This is a genomic window from Clostridium hydrogeniformans DSM 21757, assembly GCF_000686705.1.
Lineage (GTDB): Bacteria > Bacillota > Clostridia > Clostridiales > Clostridiaceae > Clostridium_Z > Clostridium_Z hydrogeniformans.
Genome location: NZ_JMLJ01000003.1, coordinates 416730 through 441739 on the forward strand (window position 1 = coordinate 416730; position 25010 = coordinate 441739).

Here is a 25010-nt window from a genome sequence, read left to right on the forward strand (position 1 = left end):
TGGCTATGAGTTTAATTATAAAAATTCCTAGTAAAAAGTAAAGGGGTGGTAAATAAATACCAACCCTCTATGCAACTTCTCCTATTACATTATTAATCCATTTTTTTGATTTTAACCGTGGTAATTCAAAGAAAATCTTAAATATTTCTTCTAAACAAACAAATATATATAATGTATATACTGGCATTTTAAAAATCACAGCTCCTATAAAGGCTATAGGTACTGCTATTCCCCACACTGCCAGTAGCTCTATTAGTGTAGCATAGGTAACATCTCCACCACCTCTAAATACTCCTATTATCATAACTATATTAAAGAATCTTAAAGGAGTGATTATAGCCATTACCTTAAGCACTATAAAGGCATTATTATAAGTAGTCGTATTTATATTAAATAAGGAAAGTATGGACGGTGTACCTAAAAATACTACAGCGCCAATAATAACTCCAACTAAAGGAGTAAGTATTGATATTCTCCCTGAATAATCTACAGCTCCCTCTTCATCATCTGCTCCTATTTTGTTTCCTATCATTATAGCTGTTGCATTAGCTATACCTATGCCAAATATATTAAACATATTATTTATAGTAGAAGCTATCTGCATGGTAGCAACAGAATCAGTTCCAAGTTTTCCATAAGCAACAGAATATGCACTTATTCCAGTAGACCACATAATATCATTTAATATAAGCGGTGTGGCAGCCTTAAAATAAGTTTTAACTAAAGATAAGTCAAAATCAAATAATTCTTTAATGGAGGGAACTATTCCCCTCTTCTTTCCATATACCATAAATAGTATAAATGTCATTTCAAGAACTCTTGATAAGGTAGTTCCAAGAGCTGCTCCAGCTACACCAAGTCTTGGCATACCAAAATTCCCAAAAATAAACATGTAATTAAGAAACCCATTAGATATAAGTCCTATTATACTTGCATACATAGGAATCTTAGCTTCTCCTATACTCCTTAAAGCAGAAGAAAATCCAAGACTTATATTTGTTAAGAGATAACTTATTGAAACCACTTTTAAATATGATGTTCCAAGGGCTATAACCTCTGGATCACTAGTAAAGATCCCCATAATAAATTTAGGGAATATAAAGGCTATAAGTGCAAATAATAGTGACACGAAAAATCCCACCATTAAGTTTATACCTAGGAATCTTTTTATATTTTTACTGTCTCCTCTACCAAAAAACTGAGACATAAATAGTATAGCTCCTCCATTAACCCCTATCATAGTCTGCATAAACACCATAAAATATTGGTTAGCAAGACCTACTGACGCTATGGAACTTTCCCCTAAATTTCCTATCATAAGGTTGTCCACCAAATTCAGGGATGAGGTAATAAGATTTTGAAATATTATGGGAACTGCTAAAGTTGCCATAGTCTTTAAAAATTTCTTATCCTTAAAAATTTTCTTCATTTGTATCCTCCTTTATAAGCATTACTTAAAAATTAAATAAAATAGACCATACTAAAAAATAAATATTTAATAAGTCTTTTTACTTAGTAATAAAGTAAATAAACACATAAAAATAAGCAGCTGGGTAATTAGCTGCCCACCTGCTTTTAAATATAATGATTATAAAGCTCTTCTTTTGTAATAGAATACCATCTAAATGTTAGATAAGCTCATCTAGGGTTGTCACAACTGTTATACCCAACCTTTTATAGGATGGAGGTGTTACATATCCTAGCCATCAGATAAATTTTCTACAGAGATTATTATATATTTTCCTCTTATTAAGTCAAATCTAATGAGGGAGAAATATGATTTCCTTTCTCCCTCATTAAACATTTTCATCTCTTTATACTTTTATCATACTAAAACTTACTTTATTATTATAAATTCTATTTCCCTTTATTTATAAAATCTATAACATAATTTAATACCTTGTCCTTAGTTTCATCATCTGTAACCATAGTGTGCTTGTAAGGAGTTTTAACCACTTTTATCTTTTTATTTATCTTTGATAGATTGTCCATTCTCTCTAAAATAAACTTACTATAATCCTTTAAATTTTTTTCACTTATATCTTTTAAATCCTTTACCATTTCATAGGATAATCCAAATGCTTCTGGGTTACTCTTAATCATAGCTACCACCTGTGATAAGGATGGTACCCCTGTAGATGGATCTCCAAAATAATGCTTTGGATCAGCTCCTATAAATAAGGTTTTTCTTTTAGTGTTATAGGTTTTTTCAATATTGTTATTGTAGGATAAATCCATAAATTTAGAAAACTCTTCAAAAGTAAGCCCTGATGAAGGATTATATTCTAAAATTTCAAATAATCTTCTATTCATATTGAACTTATCTAAATCCTTAAAATTATAGTGAGCCCTATCTAATAAAACTATTTTCTTAGATATCTTAGGATATTTGTTTTGGAACATCATAGCAGTGTCTGCTCCGAAGGAATGACCTACTATATAAGCTTTCTTTATATTATAATAATCTAATACCAACTTTATACTGTCTAAGTAATTATCCCAAGTAATAGCGTCTAACTTTCCACTCTTACCATGATTTAATAAATCCATTGTAATTGTCATATAAGGATTAGATTTATTATTAAGAAACTCTCCACTTTCAGAGTTTCCTCCAAGTCCATGTAAATATATTATAGCTTCCTTAGTTTTACTTGAATAATTATAGGCTTTTGTATAAAGCTTAATCCCCTTATAACTAACATAGTTTTCTACGGTATTTTTTTCTTTATCATTTCCTTTAGCATCTGCAACTAAAGTACTCCCTCCTAAAACTAACATAACTAATGATAAAATAATTGATATAATTTTTTTCATGGTTCCCTCCTAAATATGTAATCTATTTTTTCCCTTTTAAGTTTATCATATCCATATGGTATTTTTCATCAATATTTTTTAAAAATTTACATTTTTATATACTTTTATATACTTTTATAAAAACTTTAATTGAACCAAGAGTTTCATAGTCACCTTCTTATATCTAACCCCTAAGTTATGATAGTAATTTTTATTTTAAAATTATGTATATATATCGTCATTCTGACCTAAATTATTACTTAGAATTTTTCAATAACTTTAGAAATTATAATTTTTGGTGAATATAGGGTTTTAAGTTTTAAACTTAATTTATACATATATCCAAAGAAAGATAACTCAAGGATATTTTTAATGAATAAGTTAAGTGTTTATGTAAAAAACCTATAAGTTTAAAACTTACTATGGCTAACTATAGATAAACATATCTATAGTTAAATAAAAGAAAAAGCTCTATGTTAGAAATCCTAACATAGAGCTTTTTTATTAATAAGTATTTAATTCTTTTCCAGATTCATACATAGGTTGCGGTTTATTTTCTTCTACAGGCTTACCCACAAAATATACTATTGCCCCAAGCAATATTATAGATAAAGGTAATACTATATACACTGGTATCCCAAGGGATACAGGTATATATCCTGCTATAACTGAAAATATAGCCACCACAACTGCATATGGCATCTGTGTTTTAACATGATCTAAAAAGTCACAGGAAGCCCCCATTGACGATAAAATAGTAGTATCTGATATTGGTGAACAGTGATCCCCAAATATAGCTCCAGTAAGCACTGAACTAGTTGCTATAATTATAAAATCATGGTCTGGAAGAATACCATGTGCCAGTGGTATTGCAAGAGGCATAAGTATGCCCATAGTTCCATAGGAAGTTCCAGTTGCAAAGGATATTATAGCTGCTAATATAAATATTATTCCTGGTAACAGGTAGTAAGGTATTGCATCAGACAACACTGATACTAAATATTTAGCAGTTCCTAAGTCCTTTATTACTGCACTTAAAGACCAGGCTAGAAGAAGTATAACTCCTGTCATTATAAGAGACTTCATACCACTTACCCAAGTTTCTAGTGCCTCCCCTATGGTAAATATCTTTTGACTTACCCCCATTGCCATAGCTACTACTGATGAAAGCAATGCTGCTTGGAATAACACCACTGAAGCATCAGATTTTCCAAAGGCTGCTTGTATAGAAGTTAAAGCTAAAGGAGAATTATTAAGAGCTACTTTTAAAGCCTCATCTTCCCCATTAAATATTGACATATAGCCATTATAATAGAATCCTAAAAATGCCCCTATTATTAGAACTCCTATAGGAATAATGGCATTCCATATATTTAATCTTACTCCCTCTTTTGGCTCCAAGGTATCCATCTCCTCTGAACCCATAGGATTAGCTCCATCTCTCGTTACCTTTCCAGTAGTCCTAGCCCTCATTTCTGCCTTGTGCATAGGTCCGAACTCCTTAAGAAAAATAACAGTGAATACTATAAATGCAAGTATTAATATATTATAAAATCTAAAAGGTATGGTTTCTATGAATATTCCAAAAGCATCTACTGTATCATTTGAAATTGATCCATAGGCATCCTTAATTAATGTAAGTTCATACCCAACCCATGTAGATATTATAGCTATACCTGAAATAGGTGCTGCCGTTGAATCTATTATAAAGGATAACTTTTCCCTTGAAACCTTCATCTTATCTGTTACTGGTCTCATTATAGGTCCAACTATTAAAGAATTAGCATAATCATCAAAGAAAACAAATAACCCTAAAACCCAAGTTATAATTTGAGCACTTACAGGCCCCTTTGCCTTCTTAGCTAAAGCCTCTGCCACCGCTTTAGTTCCTCCCATTCTTCCAACAAGAGAAATTATCCCTCCTATAGCTAAAACCTGAAGTATAATTCCTGCGTTCCATGGATCAGCTAGTGAATTTAATACTTTTTCACTAAGATCTAAGAAAGATAAAATTAGGGCTGTAAAAGCATTATGAGATATTATATTTATAAGAAATAGTCCAAGGACTGTTCCTAAAAATAATGAAATCACAACGTTTTTTGTTATAAAAGCAAAAGCTATGGCAATAAGTGGTGGTAGCACTGTTAAAAATCCTAAAGAGGATGCATTACTAGATGCCTTGTCCACTTCCGCCCCCATTGCAGGATGCGATGCTATAACCGTTAAAAATAATACCATTAAAAATATTCTGTTAAAATTTTTTCTCATAAAAAAATCCTCCTTTTAATTTTTAAGTAGGAGGAAAACTAAAAACGTGAATTAACGCAAAAAAGCCCCAAGGAGCTCTACTCGGGGCTTATTATACGCATAATAAATAAAACCACGTGATAGTCCTCCACAAACGAATTTGTGACAACCTTATATATATTCTATATAAAGCCAGCCATATAACCTTAAAGCATCAGTTATATACTTCGGCAATACTTCCTTTCACCTTACTTCATAGTGCTTTCCTCCATAAGGGTACTCTTAAGCATTGCGCCTCTATCTACTAATATTTAGAGATTATTAAATTTTGTTATGTGTATATATTAGGATAATTTCTTGCAATTGTCAATAGTTTTTTAATTTTTTATTTACTTTTTAATCCTTAAATTTATCTACTTCTCTTTTTATCCCCATTAAAAGATTATTAAGTTCCCAAACTTCTCCTTCTTGTATAAGTTTATTAAGTTGAGTTTGATATCTAGCCGCCTCTGCAGCCTTTCCAAGGGATATTAATGTTAATATACTGTTTATTATACTAGAGATAATATCTGATTTAACTTCAAATAACTTTTGAGCATCTTTTATCTCTTCTTTTATTTCTCTCATTTCTTCATCTAACTTATAGGCTGCATCTGCAGCACTCTTAAGTTTTACTGTAAGCTCCTTTGGTATTTGTTGTTTGTACTTATAGTTTAAGGAATGTTCTATGGTTGCCCAAAAGTTCATGGCTAACGTTCTAATTTGAAATTCAGCCAATATAACCATTTGTCCTTCTGCCATATTTACAGGATACTTTATTATAATATGATAACTTCTATATCCACTTTCCTTTACATTTGTTACATAATCTTTCTCATACATAACCTGCATATCTTTTCTACTTCTTATAAGTTCTACTACCTTTTCTATATCATCAACAAACTGGCACATAATCCTAAGACCAGCCACATCTTCTATTTCATATTGCAATCTATCTAAAGGAATACCAAACTTATTTGCTTTTTCAAGTATACTAGATATCTCCTTCACTCTCCCAGTTACAAATTCTATGGGAGAATATTCATTTTTTCTTCTGTACTCTTTTCTTATCGCTCTAAACTTTACCTTTAATTCCTCCACCGCTTGTTCATAAGGTGTTAAGAAAGTCTTCCATTCTTTTATAGCCATTTTCCTCACCCTTTACTTGTTTCTCTTTACATTATACCAAATATATTATATTAAAAAAAATCATTTTTATGATATAATAAACCATATATTATAAATTTATGTAAACCCGTTAATTGAGGTGACTTTATGGATAAAAAACCAGAAAATAAGCATAAAATATTTTCCGGATTGGAAAAACTAGGTTTTAAAAATGTGGATATTGATCTCTATAATAAAGAAAACAAGGAAACCAAAGCAAAGGCGGAGGAATCAAAGCCTACTGAATCTTCCCTTCTATATAATAGGACAGTTATATGCCCTGTTTGTGATAACCAGTTTAAAGTAAGAGCTGTTAAGGTGTCTGCTCCTAGAATGGTAAAAAAAGATAGTGACTTTTTTATAACCTATAATAATATAAATCCATATTTTTATGAAGTTTGGATTTGTAATAGTTGTGGATATGCTGCTCTTAAAGCTGACTTCTTAAAACTTAGACAATTTCAAAAAGATCTTGTTTTAAAAAATATAACCTCTAAATGGAGGGGAAGGGACTATCCTAATACCTATACTTTAGATATTGCAATTGAAAGATATAAGCTTGCCCTTCTTAATTATGTAGTTACAAATTCAAAGGATAGCTCTAAGGCAATTACCTGTCTTAAACTATCTTGGATGTATAGGCTTAAAAATAGTAAAGATGAATTAGTCTTCCTATCAAAATCCTTGGAAGGCTTTAAAAATGCATTTTTAAAGGAAAGCTTTCCTATCTATGGAATGGATAAGTTCACTACTATGTATCTCATAGGAGAACTTAATAGGCGTATTGGAAATAATTCTGAGGCACTAACTTGGATAAGTAAGGTTATTACTACCCCTGGAGTTTCTCATAAATTAAAAGAATTAGCAAGAGATATGAAGGATTTAATAAAAGAAGACCCTAATGAGTAAACCTTTAAATTTATAAATAGGCTTCATCCATTTAAAGAAAGTTTAGGAGTGTTATGATGTTTAAATTAAAAAAAGATAAGTCCAATTATGAAAACATAACTGAAATTAAAGAACATACTATTTTAAAATCCATTGATGAAAATAAGCTCTCTAAAAATCTTAAAGATTTAAAAGAGCACTCCCTAGAGATTAAAAACTCATCTTCTAATATAAACAGCTCTATAAATGATATGTCTTTAAGAAGTAGTGAGCAAAGTAATCATATTTCTACTTCCCTTAATATGCTAGAAGACTTTAATACTCATATGGAATCCCTTGCATATAATGTGGTTAATGTTCAAATAAAAATTCTAGACTCTGATAAGATGATAAATACTGGTATAGAAACAGTGGATACCTTAGATGACTCTTTAAAAACCCTAAAAGAGACATTTAATATATCAAATAACTCTGTACGAGACCTTGTAAATAAGCTTGAATCAGTAAATACCATAACAGAATCTATAAGTAAAATTGCAAGTCAAACTAATCTCTTAGCCTTAAATGCTGCCATTGAGGCTGCTAGGGCTGGTGAGGCTGGGCGTGGTTTCTCCGTTGTAGCTGGGGAAGTTAGAAAGCTAGCAGAAAACTCTAAAGCTTCTGTTGAAAACATAACAAAAATCTTAAATGAAATTAAGGTAGATATATTAAACGCTTCTTCTGCTATAAATTCTGGTACAACCTCCTTAGATACTCAGGGAGTTGCTATATCTAATGCTAAAGACACCTTTAATGATATAAAGACATCTATAACTGAGGCTAATACAGAAATAGAGGAATGTATATGTAATCTTTCTATTACTTCTGAGAAGAAAAACTCTGTTATATCTAAAATTAAAGATATATCTAAAATCGCTGAAGAAAATCATGGCTTCTCTGAAGAAATCTCAGCTGCAGTAGATACTCAAAATAATGTTATAAAATCCATGGTTTCTGATATTGAAAAAATTTCATCAACCATAAATAAAAGATCCTAATATTTTTTATAACCTTATAATTTTTATATCTAGATTAAGCCTACATATAAAAATTCAAGGTTATCATTGATTTTAACTATTTTATAATAAATAAATTTTTATAAAATAAAGAAGCAGGTGTATAAGTTATACACCTGCTTCTTATTATCTATTTTTTATAAGCTGTCTCTTGTAGTGGAAGTTTAGTTCTAAATTTACCATCTAATCTATAGTAAGCACCTTGTGCTGCTGGAGCTGTTGGTATAACAGTTATTTCTCCAACCCCTTTAGCTCCATAAGATAAATCTATATTATTTTTTTCTATTATCTTACATTCTATTTCTGGTACAGCTGGAGCTCTAAATAATCCAAGAGTACCAAACTTAGCTGTTGGAACAGAATCCTTTAATGGGTAATCCTCAGTTAATCCATAACCAAGTCCCATAACAACTCCACCTTCTATTTGTCCTTCAACGTTAATTGGGTTTATAGCCTTTCCTACATCATGAGCTGCTACAACCTTAACAAGCTTTCCGTTTTCATCTATAACTACTACTTGAGCTGCATATCCATAAGCTACGTGGCTTACTGGATTTGGCTTATCACTTCCCATTGGATCTGTTTTTGGGAAGAACTCTCCATAGAACTCTTGTCCTTCAAGATCCTTTATAGTCTTACCAGCATCTAAAGCTGCCTTAAGGTTTAATGCTGCCTGATGAGTAGCTTCCCCAGTAAGTACAGTTTGTCTTGAAGCTGTAGTTGTACCAGAGTTTGGTGTTAAATGAGTGTCTGGTGAATCTGCAACAAAATCATGGAAACTTAATCCTGTAGCTTCTGTAGCTATTTGTATCATAGTAGTTGCAAGTCCTTGTCCTATACAAGCTGCACTTGTTCTTAAGTGAATTTTTCCATCTACTATAGCTAGTTTACATCTACCTATATCAGGAACTCCAACTCCAACTCCTGCATTCTTTATAGCACAAGCTATACCTGCATATGGATGCTTTTCATATTCTTCTTTAACAGCATCTAAACATTCCTTTATAGCAGTTCCTTCATCAGCAATTTGACCGTTTGCAAGAACCATTCCTGGCTCAACAGCATTTCTATATCTAATTTCCCATGGAGATAATCCAGTCATTTCAGCTAATAAGTTCATGTTACACTCTAAAGCAAAAGCAGACTGTGTAACTCCAAAGCCTCTGAATGCTCCTCCTGGAGGGTTATTAGTGTATACTGCTGTTCCTGTTATTTCTATATTCTCAAAGCTGTATGGTCCTCCAGCATGTGTACATGCTCTTTGAAGAACTGGTCCACCTAAAGATGCATAAGCTCCAGTATCAGAAACTATTTCTGCTTTTAATGCAACAAGTTTACCATTTTCATCACAAGCTGTTGTGAACTCCATATCCATAGCATGTCTCTTAGGGTGTGTCATTATACTCTCTTTACGAGTTAATGTCATTTTAACTGGCTTCTTTGTTACGTAAGCAAGTAAAGCTGTATGATGTTGACAGCTCATATCTTCCTTTCCTCCGAATCCACCACCAACATACTTACTTATTACTCTTACCTTTTCTTCTGGTAATCCTAATAATTCCATTATTTCATGTTGATCATCAAATACGTGTTGTGTTCCAGTATAAACAAGAACTCCATCACCCTCTGGCATTGCTAAAGCACACTCTGGCTCAAGGAATGCATGCTCTGTTGGAGGAGTTGAGTATTTTTTTGTTACAACATACTTAGCATTAGCTATTGCTTCCTCAACATTACCTCTCTTTAATTTTTCAACCTTTAATATATTTCCATTTGGATGAAGTTTTGGAGCGTTCTCTTCTCTAGCCATATCTGTATTTGAAACTGGCTTAAGCTCTTCATAATCAACATTAACTAAAGCCGCTGCCTTTAAAGCAATTTCTCTAGTTTCAGCTGCAACTAAAGCAACTACGTCTCCTACATATCTTGTTTCCTCACCTACAGCAATTAATGCATCCCAATCCTTAACAAGGTGACCTACCTTCTTATTTCCTGGTATATCTGCAGCTGTAACTACAGAAACTACTCCTTCTAAAGCCTTAGCTTCAGTTGAATCTATAGCTTTAACTAAAGCTCTTGGATATTTTGATCTTACTGCAACAGCATAAATCATTCCAGGAACTTGCATATCATCTACATACTCAGCAGTTCCTAAAGTTTTCACTGCTGCATCTACTCTTTGGATTCCCTCTCCAACTAGTCCTTTGCAAGTAGTCTTTGGAACCTCTGTTCCTTCTCTTAAAGCTTCTGCTGCCATAGCAATTGCTTTCTCTATTTTAACGTATCCTGTACAACGACAAACATTTCCTCTTATAGCATTCTTTATATCCATTTTTGATGGATTAGGGTTAGCATCTATTAATGCCTTTCCACTAACCACCATACCTGGTATACAGAATCCACATTGAACTGCTCCTGCTGTAGAAAATGCCCACGCAAATACGTCTTTTTCTCTTTCACTTAATCCTTCAACAGTTACAACATTCTTATTAGCTACCTTTTCTATAGTATTAAGACATGCTCTAACTGCTTTTCCATCAACTATTATCATACAAGCTCCGCAAGCACCTTCTGCGCAACCATTTTTAACTGATGTCATTCTTGCATCTTCTCTTAAGTATTGTAAAAAACTTTTATTATCTGAAACCTCAACTTGTTTTCCATTTAAAGTAAATTCAAACACTATACTTCCCCCCATTTGACGTAAAAGTTTGTTAATTAAAGGGACATATAAATGTCCCTTTAAAGTTCTTTCCCAAAATATAAATTATAGATAGTAGTTAAAAGGACTTCTCCTACTATTTTTATAGTTTAATTATTAAACTAAAGATATGCTTAAAGCATTTTTTGGACATCTAGTTACACATAATCCACATCCAAAGCACTTGTTACCATCTATGTTAAGCTTATCACCTATAGCTATAGCTTCATATACACAGCTTGTCTTACATATTCCACACTTAATACACTTGTCATGATTAACAACTGGTGCTATCGCATGTAATCTACCTCTGTTTTCTAATGTCTCTTTAACCTTCTTAGCTGCTAATCCTCTTATTTCATTTACATCACTATATCCGTTAGCATCTAAAACATCGCTTAATTCCTTAGCTATTCTTCCGTATACATTTGGTCCCTTAAGGATTGCTTCTGTACATACTTCAACTGCTGCTGCTCCAGCCATTATCATTTCAGCTGCATCTCTTCCGTTAGTTACTCCACCAACACCTATTATTGGAATATTAACGCTTTGAGCTGCTTCATATATACATCTTATAGCAAGAGGTCTTATTGGAGCTCCTGATAACCATCCATATCCACTCTTAGATCCCATTATTGGAAGACCTGAATTTACATCTATAGCCATACATGGACCAAAAGAGTTTATCATAGTTAATCCGTCAACTCCTGCATTTTCAAGAGCTTTAGCTATTTGAGCTATATCAGTATGTGGGCTCATTTTCATGAATACTGGTATGTTATCTCCTAATGCTTTCTTAGCTGTCTTCATAGTTTCAACTATTGGAGCAACGTCTGTTCCAACATAGTGAGTAGAAATTTCAACTGCATTTGCAAAAGGCTTAACTAATGGAGCAACTATAGCTATTTGCTCTTTAGTGTATCCCATAGAAACTATCATAGGTACTCCAGCTTCTTTAGCTCTTACATATTCCTTCTCTACCCATTGCTCCTTTGGAAGTTCTGACCAAAGTTCTGTATTTAAGAATCCTGCATTAGTGTTAGCCATACATGGTCTTGGAACTGGAGCTGGATCTACAGATATAGTCTTAGTTATTAATCCACCTGCTCCTCCTTTTACTGCCTCAACACATAAATCTCCGTCTTTAGCTCCTGGACCTGCTGCTGTGAATATTGGATTTTCAAATTCCATTCCTAAGATATTAACATTTAACTTTGCCATTTTAATTTTCCCCCTTGAAATAAACCTTACTGGTTATTTTAAAATTATTTATGATTAACAACAATTTAAGTGGTTGCTAATTTTAATTATTTTCTACATATAAATTTTATAAACACCTTTGTTTAACTCTAATTTATATTCTTTCCCAAAGCTTAGCTGCTATCTCTCTTGATTTAGCAAATATTGCTTCTTCATCTATGTTAACTAACTCTCTATCCTTCATAACAACCTTACCATTGATTATAGTTGTTACAACACTCTTTCCAGTCATACCAAATAGTATGTGGCTGTTGCAGTTACTTCCATTCATTGGAGTTAATGGGTTATAGTCTACTACTATAACATCTGCATATGCTCCCTCTTTTAGAAGTCCTACTGGTTTCTTGTAATACTTTCCAGCTATATTTGTATTATTCTCAAATAAAGCTTTTGGTATTTCTCCCCATGCAACACTTGGATCACATAAGCTATGTTTATGAATTATGTTTCCAACCTTATAAGATTCAAACATATCACTAGTATATCCATCAGTACCTAACCCAACATTTATACCTCTTTTAACCATTTCAATTACTGGTGAACATCCTACTGCATTACCCATGTTTGATTCTGGATTATGAACTACATTTGTATTTGTATCTTTTACTATGTCAAGTTCTTGACCATTAACATGTATACAGTGAACAGCTATTGATTTTTCCCCTAAAATCTTATGGTCATATAGTCTATTAACAACCCTCTTACCATATTTATTTAAGCTGTCATAAAGATCTGTTCTTCCTTCTGCAGTATGAACATGATATCCAGCATCTAGGCCTTCCATAGCTTCTGCACACTTATTTAAACTTTCATCAGATAAAGTAAATGCTGCATGTAAGCCAAACATACCCTTTGTCATATCATCTTCTTGAGCATTTGCATGCTTTATGTAGTTTACGTTTTCCTTTATTCCTTCTTCAGTTATATCTAGTCCATCTCTATCTGAAACTTCGTAGCATAGACAGTTTCTTATTCCAAGATCCTTTGCTACCTCTCCTATAGTGAAAAGACTATCTGTTATTGAAAATGGACTTGCATGGTGGTCAAATACAGTAGTTGTACCATTCTTTATACAATCTATTAAAGTTGTATAAGCACTGTATTTTGTATCTTCTAAAGTAAGCTTCTTATCTAGTCTCCACCAAAGATTTTCTAATATGTCATCAAAGTTTTTGCTAACTGGTGCATCCTTTATGGACATTCCCCTTGCAAAAGCACTATATATATGATGATGAGTACATACCATACCTGGCATTATAACTTTTCCTTTTGCATCTATGAACTCATATCCTTCATATTTAGCCTTTAACTCTTTAGTTGTTCCTATCTCAATAATTACATTACCTTCTATTGCAACACAACCGTTTTCAATATATGGCATTTCACTATTTTGAGTAACAACCCTACCATTACCTACTAAAATCATATCTTTATTCCTCCTAAGATAAATTCAAGGCTTAGGCAATTAATTTATTCCAAACCCCTTATTTCAATGTATATGAGAACTTTTAAGGTTCTCATATACAAATTTAAAACTTTTTTATAAACTACTGTCCGTTCTATCTATATGATTAACCAATACCCCTTATTTTTATATCTATATACTTATCTCTATCTTTTATAAATACCCTTATTTCATAATTTATATATTATTTACATAAATTCCATACCCCTATAAAATTTATGATAATATCCTTAGGCCTTATCTTTAAGTCTTATACTTAAGTTGCAGCCTGGATTTTATAAATGCAGCATTAAGATCTTCTTATCACTTTACCAGCCTTTACTTTATGATAATTACCTTCTTCAATAACTACATTTCCATTGATTATTACATAATCAATTCCTTCTGGATACTGAATTGGATCTACAAAGGTTCCCTTATCACACACTTTGTCTTGGTCGAAGATTACTATATCTGCGAACTTTCCAGCTTCAAGTACCCCTCTATCTTTTATATTCATAGCCATAGCAGCTTTTTTACTCATCTTATAAACTGCTTCTTCTAGCTTTAAAGCTCCTTGTTCTCTTACGAATCTTCCTAAAATCTTAGGGAAAGAACCATAAGCTCTTGGATGAGGCTTTCCTGATAATAATCCATCTGTACATACATTTTGTTCTGGTCTTTTTAAGAACTTAATTACATGTTCCTCAAGACCATAGAAATCTACCATTCCTACTGCATTTTCCTCATCACGAAGTAAATCAAAAGTAGCATCAAATGGGTCCATACCTCTTAGCTCCCCAAGTTCTACAAGACTTTTACCTATAGCATCTTGGTTTTTCTCTGTATTAGCACTAGTTACAAAGATTTGATCCATGCCTGCAAAGTCAACAAAGTTATCCCATCCTGGAATTCCATGCTCCATATCATATCTCATCTTTGCTCTCATTTCAGGATCATTTAATCTTTCAATAAGCTTGTCAGTTCCACCTGAATGAGCCCATGGTGGTAGTATAACTCCAAGCATAGTGCTACCAGCTGCATATGGATACTGGTCAAAGGAAACCTTTATACCTTCCTTCTCAGCTTTTTCAAGAAGTTCTATAACAGGATCTATATACTTCCAGTTATTCTTTCCACAAACCTTAAAGTGTGAAAAGTGAACCTTAACCCCTGACTTCTTACCTATTTCTATAACTTCTTCCATGGATTCAAGAATTGTATCAGCCTCACTTCTTTGGTGAACAACAAAGCATCCATCATATTCAGCTACAACCTTACACATCTCAATTAACTCTTCTGTTTGAGAATATGCACATGGAATATATATAAGACCTGTTGATAATCCGAAAGATCCAGCTTCCATTTCTCTTCTTGTGATTTCACACATTTTTTCTATCTCTTCTTTGGTAGCTGCTCTATCTTCAAGACCCATAGCTTCCATACGTACATTTCCATGAGGTACTAAGTAAGCTTCATTTAAACCTACTCCTCCCTTTTCCATCATAGCTAAGTAATTATCAGTAGTTTCATACTCCCAATCTATAGAGTCACTTACTCCATCAAGGCCTGCCAAATTCTTTCTCCAAGAACTTATATATTCCTTTGGTAATGGTGCCATAGATATTCCATCTTGTCCTAAAACCTCTGTGGTAATTCCTTGTCTTATTTTTATTTCATTATAAGGATTTTCAAGAATTTTTAAATCAGAGTGGCTATGAGTATCTATAAATCCTGGGCAAACTACTCTACCTTTAGCATCTATTACCTTGTAACCTTCCTCTTCTTTAATAGCTCCTATTTCAACTATTCTTTCATTTTCTAATAATACATCTGCTTCATATGGTTTAGTGTTACTTCCGTCAACTACTAGTCCATTTTTTATTAAAAGCTTCATTGAAATCATCTCCTATTTATTATATACAGACTTAAGTATACCGTAATATCCTTCCGCTCCTATGAATAATTGCTCTTGCTCAATATACTCATCTATTGTATGAGCTAAGTTTTCCTTAGAAGGACCAAATCCTATTGTCTTTATTCCTGCTTCTCCAGCATAGTGGCTTCCGTTAGTACAGAAAGAGTATTGAGTTATTTCTGGGTTTATTCCAGCATCCTTTAATCCCTTATAAGCTGCTTGTACAAATTCATCATTTTCTTCATATAACCAACCTGGGAAGAATCTTTCTCCTTCTATAGTTTCTCCAGTATAGCAAGTTTCCTGAGCTATTGCATAAGAAACCTTAACATTTAATTCTGAATCTTGTTTCATTAATTCCTCTAATAGAGCCTCAATTGGAGCTAAAACTTCTTCTTTAGTTTCTCCAGTTAAAAGTCTTCTATCAAAAGTAGCCTTGCAGTACTCTGGAACAACAGATGCTCCTGGGTATGGAGAAGATTTTATATCAGTTAAAACTAATATTCCTTTTCCAAGTACTGGGTGTACCGGTGGTTCTATATTTTGTACTTTTTGAATAACATCAGCCATTTTATAAACTGCATTTATTCCCTTCTCTGGGTTAGCAGAGTGAGCTGGTTTTCCGAAAGTTTCTATAACTATTTCCGCTCTTCCTCTTTGTCCTATCTTAAGGTTTAATTCAGAAGATTCACCTATTACAACATAATCTGGCTTTACAGCTTCACTTATCTTTCTTGCAGATACTCCTTCAAATATCTCTTCATGAACAACTCCTGCTACATAAAGATCTCCTTCGAAGTCTTTGTTTGTATCCTTAGCAAAATAAGCAACTGCTGACATCATAGCACTTGTTTGGCCCTTCATATCAGAAGCTCCACGACCATAGATTTTTCCATCTACTATGTCTCCACCAAATGGATCTTGTGTCCATTTTTCTCTGTTTGGAACTGGAACTGTGTCTATGTGACCATCAAATAATATTGCCTTTCCTGGCTTGTTTCCTTTTATGTGTCCTATAACGTTACCGTATGAATCTACAAACCAATCATCATATCCTAATTCTTTGAAAGCTTCTTTTATAGCTTCAACTACCTTACCCTCTTGTCCTGAAACACTTGGACATCTTAACATACTTTGACAAACTCTAGTTAACTGTTCTTTTCTTTCATTAGTTAACATCATTTTAATTCAACCCCTTTTTTAATTTATTTATACCCGATATATTAACCATAATTGTTAGATTTTATTAAATACTTGTATATTCTCCATCCCAAACTATGCTTCTATACTTATCTGGATCAGTATCTCCTTCAGTACTAAACATAAGAACCTTAGAGTTTTCATCTAAACCTAAAGCATCTCTTAAATCTTTGTAATTATCATCTGTCATTATTGATGCTACAAGTCCTGCAGAAACTGCTCCTGACTCTCCAGATATAACCTTAGTATCTCCACATAATGGGTTTCCAAGAATTCTCATACCCTTTGCAGCAACCCAGTTAGAACAAGCAACAAACATTGCACTGTAGTTCTTTAATACATCCCAAGATATTGTATTTGGTTCTCCACAAGCAAGACCTGCCATTATTGTTGGCATATCTCCTCCAACAAAGTAAGCCTTACCATCATTAGCTACAGCTGACTTATAAAGACATGCAGCCTCTTCGGCTTCAACTATTACAGTTGTTGGACAGTTATCTTTATAAACTGAAGCAAATACTCCTTGAACTGCTCCTGCTAAAGAACCAACACCAGCTTGTACAAATATATGAGTTGGTCTGTCAACACCATATTCCTTTAACTGCTCTAAAGCTTCTAAAGCCATTGTTCCATAACCTTGCATTATCCATGCTGGTATTTCTTCATAGCCTTCCCAAGCTGTATCTTGAACTACAACTCCATTAGTTTCTTTAGCATGCTTATCTGCTAATCTAACAGCATCATCATAGTTCATATCAGTTATAGATGCCTCTGCACCCTCTGCTTTTATGTTATTTAATCTTGTTATTGAAGAACCCTTTGGCATATAAACTACTGATTTTTGTTTTAATTGGTTTGCAGTCCATGCAACTCCTCTACCATGGTTTCCATCAGTAGCTGTATAGAAAGTTATATCTCCAAGCTCTTTTCTAACTTCTTCAGATGTAATCTTTTCAAATCCTAATTCGCTTATATCTCTTCCAAGTTTTTGAGCTAGATATTTACCCATTGCAAAAGATCCACCTAGAACCTTGAAAGCATTTAATCCAAAACGGTAAGATTCATCCTTTAAATATATTGAACCTACCCCTAACTTCTTTGCTAAATTATCTAATTTAACAAGTGGTGTCTTTGTATATTGAGGAAAGCTCTCATGAAAGCTCTTTGCTTTAGATATTTCTTCAACACTTAAAAAGTCTATACATGATTCCTTGTTTTCAGTTTTAGGTAAGGTATTTTCTTTCCACTTAATTTTTTCCATTACTCTCCCTCTCTCTTCCCAGTTAATTTCGTTTATATATAGAGCAAGTATCGTGCCAAAATTAAAGCGTAATATTTTATTTTTTTAAAGAAAATTTTTCCCTCCTACACATACAATAAAACCTTTTCATTTTATAATGTTCTAAAAGTATTTCTTATACTTCATAACTTTTTCTAAATATTCTAAGCAAAAGTTACTTTTTTATCATTTCTATAATACTTTTATCAAAATGATAAGTATTTTTCCTAGTATTTTAGGGATTTTATCATTTTGATAGAAAATCCCTCATCAATATATTACATTTTTCATCTTTATATATCACAAAAACACATTTTATCAAATTTAATTTTTCTAGTCTATTTAGATAACTTTTCATAAAAAAAAATGTTTTCATTTTAATATTTTAACAAAAAAATTATCAAAGTGATATTTTTTATCCCTCTGATAAGGATTTTTATATCACTTTGATAATTCTATATTAAGAAAACTTATCTATTCTCCCCTATTTTTCTATATAAAGTGGCAATTCCTATTCCTAGTTTTTTAGCCGCCTCTTGTTTTCCCTTTGTATCATGTCCATAAATATCTATAACTTTATTTATATAATCCAATTCTATTTCTTTTAAGGACTTAATATAATCCTCTTTTATATCTTCTTTAACTACTTCCTTAAAAACTTCTTCTTTATCTTTAATAAATACACTCTTAATTATTGCACTTGGAATAGTATCACTAGTTAAAGTTCCACCATAATCAACTAAATTAACCATAAACTCAATGGTATTTTCAAGTTCTCTAATATTTCCTGGCCAACTATAGTGTCTAAAAATTTCTAAAACATCTCTGTCAATTCCATTAACATTTTTTCCTAATTGAAAATTATACCTGTCTAAAAGCCTTGTGGCTATAATTTCCACATCATTTTCACGTTCTCTAAGAGGTGGTAATTCTAAAGGTATAACATTTAGCCTATAATATAAATCTTCCCTAAATTTATTTTCCTTTATTAAATCTGGTATATCTTTATTAGTGGCTGCTATAACCCTTATATCAAGATCTATTAACTGATTTGATCCTATTCTAACAAGTTTTCTCTCTTGAAGAACTCTTAAGATTTTAACTTGAAGATAAAGAGGCATGTCTCCTATTTCATCTAAAAATATAACCCCTTCATTAGCAAGTTCAAATTTCCCTATTCTTCCATTAGGGTTAGCCCCACTAAAAGCTCCTCTAATATAACCAAAAAGTTCACTTTCAAGTAAAGATTCCGGTATAGCTGCACAGTTTATAGCTATAAATGGCTTATGATTTCTATCACTTTCTGCGTGAATAGCCCTTGCTATAACTTCCTTACCAGTACCACTTTCCCCTGTTATAAAAACAGTTGAATTCGATTTTGCTATTTTTTTAATTCTATCCTTTAAAAGAGTCATAGGAGCAGACTCTCCTATAATATTATCTATATTAATTGTATTATTTACTGTCTTAGATTTATTATTTGTAATAACATGTTTCTTTTCTTCACTAAAAATAAATATTTTGTCAAAATTATGTAACATAGGATAAACCGGTATCAGTTCTCCATTTAATTTTATTTCCTTTCCATCTACTGTTACACGAAAAGTATCTTCACTACTAGAGTAGTTCCCAAAATACTCTATATTTACCTTTTTTCCAAGGGAGCTATTCTCTATATTTAATACTTTACTTGCCATATTGTTTATAAGAACTATATGATTATTTTCATTTAAAGCTATAATACCTTTACCTAATGTGTCAATTATATGCTCTAATATCTCAGTAAATTTTTCATTTCTTTCATTTTCTAAATCCTCATATATTTTGGTACTTATAAACTCACTTATCTGGTTTATAAATTGAAGATGGGAATTTATATTTTTAAGTACCGCCTTCTTTTGGTCATCATTAAAACAAATAAGACCTATGACTCCAATTATAATATTATTAAAAATAATAGGAGTGCAAATTTGCATAAGCTCTACACATTTATGTTTAAAGTCACATTCCTTACATAATTCATCCTTACCTGGTCTTTCTACGATCTTGTACTCTCCAGTATTTAAAACATATTTATACACATATCCTTGATTAGATATATCCTCATTATTCTTCCCCTTATAACAGCCTGTACCTGCTATTCTATTTAATTTATTGTCAACGATTTCTACATCTACATTAATTACACTTGAAATAATATCTGCATATTTTATAACAGTATCTTGAATTCGCTTTAATAAACTTTCCCCCATATTATCTCCCTTTTTCACTTTATTCTATTAATAATTATAGCAAATTCAATATTTTATTTCAAATTTTCATAAACTTTAAATTCTATACCATATATTTTTATAAACCACTGCTTCTTCTTCTATTCTAAGTATTATTCTTAACTCAACCTATTATTTTAATGGGAAATCATAGCTCTAAAAAGGGGACTGTTGCACTAAAGACTTTACATACAATATCTTGATTTGCAAATTTAAAATTAGCACAATATATTGTAGTATTTATTCTTAGTGCCACAGCTCCCTTTTTTACTCACTAAAGCAAAACCTTAAATTTTATTTTTCATTATGATTGTATAATAGGATTTAATATACTGATTCTTCAACTATCTATCTCACATATTATTATTTATTTTCCAAACTTTTTTTGTAAAAATAAATACACAATATTTATAAGAACCAATGCAATAACATGAAAAAAAGTATTATAATTAAATTTAATTCCAGCTCTATACATGTTTATTATGAAAACTGTATCTGCTAAAACTAGAGGAAATATGACCTTTCTAAAAATTTTCTTTTTCTCACTCATTTTATACTCTCCTATAAAACTTAACTAAACTAATATTATATAAATAAATTTACGTTGGAATCTTCTGCTTCCCCAAGATAATATCCAACCCCACCTATCTTTACTCCTTCTATAAGTTCCTCACTGCTAAATCCTAAAAGATCCATAGACATTTGACATGCTACTATTTCCACTCCACTATCTATAGCGGATTTTATAAGTTCTTCTAGGGATGCCACATTTTTATCCTTCATTATTTTCCTTATAAGCTTTGGACCCATGCCCCCCATGTTCATTTGAGAAAGCTTAAGTTTTTTACTTCCCTTAGGCATCATAAACCCAAAAGCTTTATTAATAAACCCTTTGTTTCTTTCATCTCCATCTGGTTTTCTTAATATATTTATTCCCCAAAAGGTAAAAAACATAGTAACTTTTTTCCCCATAGATGTTGCTCCATTAGCTATAATAAATGAAGCTATAGCCTTATCTAAATCTCCACTAAACACTACCATAGTTTTATTATCTTTAGAATTATCACTATTTATATTTTTTAAAACACTACATTCTTCAATCTTTTCTACAGTAGCTGTTATAATTCCATTTTCTTTTTCAAGATTTAAAAGTTTATTACCAGTTTTCCTAGCCCATGCTTTTATATCCTCAAAGAACCCTGGATCTGATGCTCTTACTTTTAAAACCTCTCCTCCCTTTAGTTCATCCATATTGTTTTTAACTGTCATAAGAGGTCCTGGACAGCATAACCCACAAGCATCAACTTCTTTATTTATAATTGTATTATTAACATCTAATGCCCTTTCTTTTTCTACCTTTTGCCCCCCACTGGAGTCATCATCATTATCTCCTCCATCTTTAGGAGTAAAAAGGCTTTGGCTATAGGTTTTATATCCTCCAGTAAAATTTTTAACCTTAAAACCATTTTGCATTAGTATTCTTGTAGCTATATATCCTCTTAATCCTACGGCACAATACACCCATATTTCCTTATCCCTTGGAACTTCCTTTAATCTGTCTCTTAAAGAATTTACAGGTATAAGGGTTGCTCCTTTTATATATCCATTATTCCATTCTATTTCTTCACGTACATCCAGTAGGAAGTTTTTATTTTCATCATAGTTTTCTAAATCATAAATATTTATAACATCCATAAGTCCACTTAAAACATTCTCTGCAACAAAACCTGCCATGTTTGCTGGAGACTTAGCAGAATTAAAAGGTGGCGCATAAGCAAGCTCTAAATCTGATAAATCATATATTGTTCCTCCAGATTTTATAGTAGCTGCTATAACGTCTATGGTCTTATCTACTCCATCATATCCAAATCCTTGGGCTCCAAGTATAGTTCCCTCTTCATTAAATAAAAGTTTTATGGACATTTGAGTAGCTCCTGGATAATAAGAGGCATGGGAACTCGGATGTACATATATAACCTTATAAGGTATATCTAACCTTCTAAGGGTTCTTTCATTATTTCCAGTGGATGCTCCAGTTAAATTAAATATTTTAATTATAGCTGTTCCTAGGGTTCCTTTATAGGATCTATTTAATCCATATATATTATCTGCTGCAAGCCTTCCTTGTCTATTAGCTGGGCCCGCTAATGGTATAGCTGCCTTGTTACCATTTATATAATCATGAATCTCTATAGCATCGCCTACTGCATATATTCCTTCTTTATTAGTTTCCATTTTATCGTTTACTAATATATGTCCTTTAGGTCCAAGATCTATTCCTGAAGATTTTAAAAATGATGTATCAGGTGTCACCCCTATAGCAAGAACCACCATATCTGCTACTAATCTTTTTCCACTATTTAATTTTACCTCTACTCCATTTCCTAATTCATTAAAAGCTTTAACTCCATCATTTAACCTTAGGGATACTCCATTTTCCTGAAGCTCCTTTTCTCCCAAGGTTACCATTTCACTATCAAAAGGAGCTAGTATATGAGGTGCTGCTTCTACTAAGGTTGTCTTTACATTTCTCTCAACTAAATTTTCTGCAACTTCTACTCCTACATAACCTCCCCCTATTACTATAGCCTTTTTAACCTGTCCTTCATCAACTAAGCTCTTTATTTTATCCATATCCCTAACATTTCTAAGGGTATATATTTTCTCACTATCTATTCCTTCTATATTAGGTCTTATTGGTTTTGCTCCTGGTGATAAAACTAAATAATCATAGCTTTCCTCATATAATCCTTTATCCTTAGAATTTATCTTGATTTTTTTATTATCACTATCTATATCTATAACTTCACTAAAAACCCTAACATCAATATTAAACCTATCCCTCATAGCTTTTGGTGTTTGAACTAATAGCTTATCTCTTTCCTTTATGATTTCTCCAATATGGTATGGAAGACCACAGTTCGCAAAGGAGATATATTCTCCTTTCTCAAACATAATTATCTCTAAAGTCTCATCTAATCTTCTAAGTCTTGCTGCTGCTGAAGCTCCCCCAGCAACTCCACCAACTATTAAAACCTTCTTACCCATGACTTTAATTCCTCCTTAATCTTCTTTAATAAGATCTACTAAATATTTTATTCTAGAATCTTTAACCTTATAAATTATTTCAAGTCCATTTCTATCTCCCTCAATAACCCCAGCTACTCTAAGTTTTTGAAGATGTTGAGATATAGTAGATTGAGGAAGCTCAAGACACCCTTGCATTTTACTTACATTACAAGGTCCATTCTCTAAGAGCCCAGTGACTATACATAATCTTACCGGATGTGCTAGTACCTTTAATAATTCCGCTGCTTCATTGTATTTTTTAAAATCTTTTTCCACAATTATTCCTCCTTATATCACTATATCCATATATTACGATATAGTGATATAATTTGCAATACTTTTTTAATAATATAAGGATTTTACTACCATCATAAATATAAATGAATTTTCTTAAACTCAAAAACTATATGATATTTGCAGTTTCACTTGCTATACCAGACACACCTCCTTGTTTCATATAATACTGGTAGGAAAACCTACTATATTGTATAATGAAATTTTTATTTTCTACTCATAGCTTAAATTTCTTTAGAACCTTCCTAGTAGTAGAAGATATTTAAAGCACAATAAAAATAGAGGTAGCCCTAAAACTGCCTCTACAAACAATAGTAAATCCTAAATATATTCAAATAAATTTTTATGTCTTTTTATACCTCTAAAGGAGTTTCAAATATTAGTTTTTATAAAACCCTATATAAAAACTAAAGCATTCTTATAGGATCAAAATTTATATAGTCGCAAGAGGTAAATATATATTCTACTCCTTTATGAACCCCTTTTAATATCTTCTCTTCATCAGTTATTCCATGCAAATGGCCATATATAACCTTCTCCACATTATACTCATTAAAAATTTCTGTAAAAGCTGAATCCTGAAATTTTTCATTTGTAGGTGGATAATGAATCATAACTATTATTTTTTCATATCCTGCTTTTTTTGCTCCCTCTAAGGAAAGTCTAAGCCTTATCTGTTCTCTATTATAAATCTTTTTATCTTTTTCTTTAAAATTATGAGATCCTTCACATATCCAACCTCTGGTACCACATATGGCATAGTCTTCATAGGTGAAAAAGTTATTCTGTATAAAGCTCATATTGTCATAAAGGTTATTAAGCTTAGATATACTGCTCCACCAATAATCATGATTTCCTTTAGATATTATCTTTCTTCCTGGTAGTTCATTTATCCACTTAAGATCTAGAAGACCTTCATCTATTCTCATAGACCAAGATATATCTCCAGCTATTAAAACAGTATCCTCTTCTGTTATTTTATTTATCCAGTTTTCCTTTATCTTTTCATCATGCTTATACCAATGACTACCGAATATATCCATAGGTTTATCTTGATTTAATGCAAGATGAAGGTCTGAGATAGCATATAGCGCCATTACTTCATCCATCCTTTTCTCAATCTATATTTCTCCGTCTATTTCTGTAATATATGCAATAATATATGCTACTGCCTCATAAAGCTCTGGAGGAATGTGATCACCGATGTCTACATTGGTAAGAAGCTCTGTCAGTTCCTTATTATAAACTATGGGTACATTATTTTCTTCTGCTTTTTCTATTATTTTATCAGCTAGTTTACCAGCTCCACTTGCTACAACCTTTGGTGCTAAATCTGTACCTTCCTTATATTTAAGAGCAGCTGCCTTTCTTCTCTCCAATAGTATA

18 protein-coding genes and 1 riboswitch are annotated in these 25010 nt (G+C 32.0%); of the genes, 2 read left to right on the forward strand and 16 right to left on the reverse strand.

Going from position 1 to position 25010, the window contains the following annotated elements; genetic code table 11:
- Window positions 1-67: 67 nt before the first annotated feature.
- The 4 genes from BR69_RS0101780 to yjbM form a co-directional block, all read right to left on the reverse strand.
- Entirely contained in the window at window positions 68-1429 is a 1362-nt protein-coding gene (locus BR69_RS0101780) for an MATE family efflux transporter (protein ID WP_027631641.1), read from the reverse strand.
- A 428-nt stretch (window positions 1430-1857) separates the two neighbouring features.
- Entirely contained in the window at window positions 1858-2814 is a 957-nt protein-coding gene (locus tag BR69_RS0101790) for an alpha/beta fold hydrolase (protein WP_027631642.1), read from the reverse strand.
- A 483-nt stretch (window positions 2815-3297) separates the two neighbouring features.
- Complete coding sequence (locus BR69_RS0101795) at window positions 3298-5061, reverse strand: Na+/H+ antiporter NhaC family protein (protein WP_027631643.1); 1764 nt, start codon at window positions 5059-5061, stop codon at window positions 3298-3300.
- A 112-nt stretch (window positions 5062-5173) separates the two neighbouring features.
- Window positions 5174-5348, reverse strand: a riboswitch (Lysine riboswitch).
- Between the two features lie 88 nt (window positions 5349-5436).
- Window positions 5437-6228, reverse strand: coding sequence for a GTP diphosphokinase (yjbM, locus tag BR69_RS0101800; protein ID WP_027631644.1), 792 nt, complete (start codon window positions 6226-6228; stop codon window positions 5437-5439).
- 126 nt (window positions 6229-6354) lie between these two features.
- Here yjbM and BR69_RS19690 point away from each other — a divergent pair, with 126 nt between their 5' ends.
- Entirely contained in the window at window positions 6355-7155 is an 801-nt protein-coding gene (locus BR69_RS19690) for a DUF2225 domain-containing protein (RefSeq protein ID WP_051623445.1), read from the forward strand.
- Window positions 7156-7211: 56 nt separating this feature from the next.
- Complete coding sequence (locus BR69_RS0101810; RefSeq protein ID WP_034849070.1) at window positions 7212-8171, forward strand: methyl-accepting chemotaxis protein; 960 nt, start codon at window positions 7212-7214, stop codon at window positions 8169-8171.
- A gap of 148 nt (window positions 8172-8319) precedes the next feature.
- Here BR69_RS0101810 and xdh read toward each other — a convergent pair whose 3' ends face one another.
- The 12 genes from xdh to BR69_RS0101870 form a co-directional block, all read right to left on the reverse strand.
- Window positions 8320-10872 (reverse strand): selenium-dependent xanthine dehydrogenase, encoded by a 2553-nt coding sequence (xdh, locus tag BR69_RS0101815; RefSeq protein WP_027631646.1) that lies wholly within the window; start codon window positions 10870-10872, stop codon window positions 8320-8322.
- A 135-nt stretch (window positions 10873-11007) separates the two neighbouring features.
- Window positions 11008-12111, reverse strand: a complete 1104-nt coding sequence (locus BR69_RS0101820; protein WP_027631647.1) for a 4Fe-4S binding protein — start codon at window positions 12109-12111, stop codon at window positions 11008-11010.
- Window positions 12112-12244: 133 nt separating this feature from the next.
- On the reverse strand, window positions 12245-13576 hold the full coding sequence (ssnA, locus tag BR69_RS0101825) for a putative aminohydrolase SsnA (RefSeq protein WP_027631648.1): 1332 nt from the start codon (window positions 13574-13576) through the stop codon (window positions 12245-12247).
- Between the two features lie 328 nt (window positions 13577-13904).
- Window positions 13905-15491, reverse strand: coding sequence for an N-acyl-D-amino-acid deacylase family protein (locus BR69_RS0101830; RefSeq protein ID WP_027631649.1), 1587 nt, complete (start codon window positions 15489-15491; stop codon window positions 13905-13907).
- 12 nt (window positions 15492-15503) lie between these two features.
- On the reverse strand, window positions 15504-16691 hold the full coding sequence (locus tag BR69_RS0101835) for a YgeY family selenium metabolism-linked hydrolase (protein WP_027631650.1): 1188 nt from the start codon (window positions 16689-16691) through the stop codon (window positions 15504-15506).
- 67 nt (window positions 16692-16758) lie between these two features.
- Window positions 16759-17973, reverse strand: a complete 1215-nt coding sequence (gene dpaL / locus BR69_RS0101840) for a diaminopropionate ammonia-lyase (protein ID WP_027631651.1) — start codon at window positions 17971-17973, stop codon at window positions 16759-16761.
- A gap of 488 nt (window positions 17974-18461) precedes the next feature.
- Window positions 18462-20243 carry a sigma-54 interaction domain-containing protein gene (locus tag BR69_RS0101845; protein WP_027631652.1) on the reverse strand — a complete coding sequence of 594 codons (1782 nt, stop codon included), beginning with the start codon at window positions 20241-20243 and terminating at the stop codon, window positions 18462-18464.
- 385 nt (window positions 20244-20628) lie between these two features.
- Window positions 20629-20811: a hypothetical protein gene (locus BR69_RS0101850; protein ID WP_027631653.1), complete on the reverse strand. Its 183-nt coding sequence runs from the start codon at window positions 20809-20811 to the stop codon at window positions 20629-20631.
- A 35-nt stretch (window positions 20812-20846) separates the two neighbouring features.
- The gene (locus BR69_RS0101855; RefSeq protein WP_027631654.1) at window positions 20847-23309 is read right to left on the reverse strand and encodes a DsrE/DsrF/DrsH-like family protein; all 2463 of its coding nucleotides are present in this window, start codon (window positions 23307-23309) and stop codon (window positions 20847-20849) included.
- A gap of 15 nt (window positions 23310-23324) precedes the next feature.
- Entirely contained in the window at window positions 23325-23606 is a 282-nt protein-coding gene (locus BR69_RS0101860) for an ArsR/SmtB family transcription factor (protein ID WP_027631655.1), read from the reverse strand.
- Window positions 23607-24031: 425 nt separating this feature from the next.
- Window positions 24032-24721, reverse strand: coding sequence for a metallophosphoesterase (locus tag BR69_RS0101865; RefSeq protein ID WP_027631656.1), 690 nt, complete (start codon window positions 24719-24721; stop codon window positions 24032-24034).
- 24 nt (window positions 24722-24745) lie between these two features.
- Entirely contained in the window at window positions 24746-25009 is a 264-nt protein-coding gene (locus BR69_RS0101870; protein WP_027631657.1) for an EscU/YscU/HrcU family type III secretion system export apparatus switch protein, read from the reverse strand.
- Window position 25010: the final 1 nt, after the last annotated feature.

Bases quoted from the DNA above. Each gene is read 5' to 3' on its own strand.
- BR69_RS0101780 (WP_027631641.1), bottom strand. From the start codon at position 1,429: ATGAAGAAAATTTTTAAGGATAAGAAATTTTTAAAGACTATGGCAACT.
- BR69_RS0101835 (WP_027631650.1), bottom strand. From the start codon at position 16,691: ATGTTAACTAATGAAAGAAAAGAACAGTTAACTAGAGTTTGTCAAAGT.
- ssnA (WP_027631648.1), bottom strand. From the start codon at position 13,576: ATGATTTTAGTAGGTAATGGTAGGGTTGTTACTCAAAATAGTGAAATG.
- BR69_RS0101795 (WP_027631643.1), bottom strand. From the start codon at position 5,061: ATGAGAAAAAATTTTAACAGAATATTTTTAATGGTATTATTTTTAACG.
- BR69_RS0101855 (WP_027631654.1), bottom strand. From the start codon at position 23,309: ATGGGTAAGAAGGTTTTAATAGTTGGTGGAGTTGCTGGGGGAGCTTCA.
- BR69_RS0101850 (WP_027631653.1), bottom strand. From the start codon at position 20,811: ATGAGTGAGAAAAAGAAAATTTTTAGAAAGGTCATATTTCCTCTAGTT.
- BR69_RS0101830 (WP_027631649.1), bottom strand. From the start codon at position 15,491: ATGAAGCTTTTAATAAAAAATGGACTAGTAGTTGACGGAAGTAACACT.
- yjbM (WP_027631644.1), bottom strand. From the start codon at position 6,228: ATGGCTATAAAAGAATGGAAGACTTTCTTAACACCTTATGAACAAGCG.
- BR69_RS0101845 (WP_027631652.1), bottom strand. From the start codon at position 20,243: ATGGGGGAAAGTTTATTAAAGCGAATTCAAGATACTGTTATAAAATAT.
- dpaL (WP_027631651.1), bottom strand. From the start codon at position 17,973: ATGGAAAAAATTAAGTGGAAAGAAAATACCTTACCTAAAACTGAAAAC.
- BR69_RS0101820 (WP_027631647.1), bottom strand. From the start codon at position 12,111: ATGGCAAAGTTAAATGTTAATATCTTAGGAATGGAATTTGAAAATCCA.
- BR69_RS19690 (WP_051623445.1), top strand. From the start codon at position 6,355: ATGGATAAAAAACCAGAAAATAAGCATAAAATATTTTCCGGATTGGAA.
- BR69_RS0101790 (WP_027631642.1), bottom strand. From the start codon at position 2,814: ATGAAAAAAATTATATCAATTATTTTATCATTAGTTATGTTAGTTTTA.
- BR69_RS0101810 (WP_034849070.1), top strand. From the start codon at position 7,212: ATGTTTAAATTAAAAAAAGATAAGTCCAATTATGAAAACATAACTGAA.
- BR69_RS0101865 (WP_027631656.1), bottom strand. From the start codon at position 24,721: ATGGCGCTATATGCTATCTCAGACCTTCATCTTGCATTAAATCAAGAT.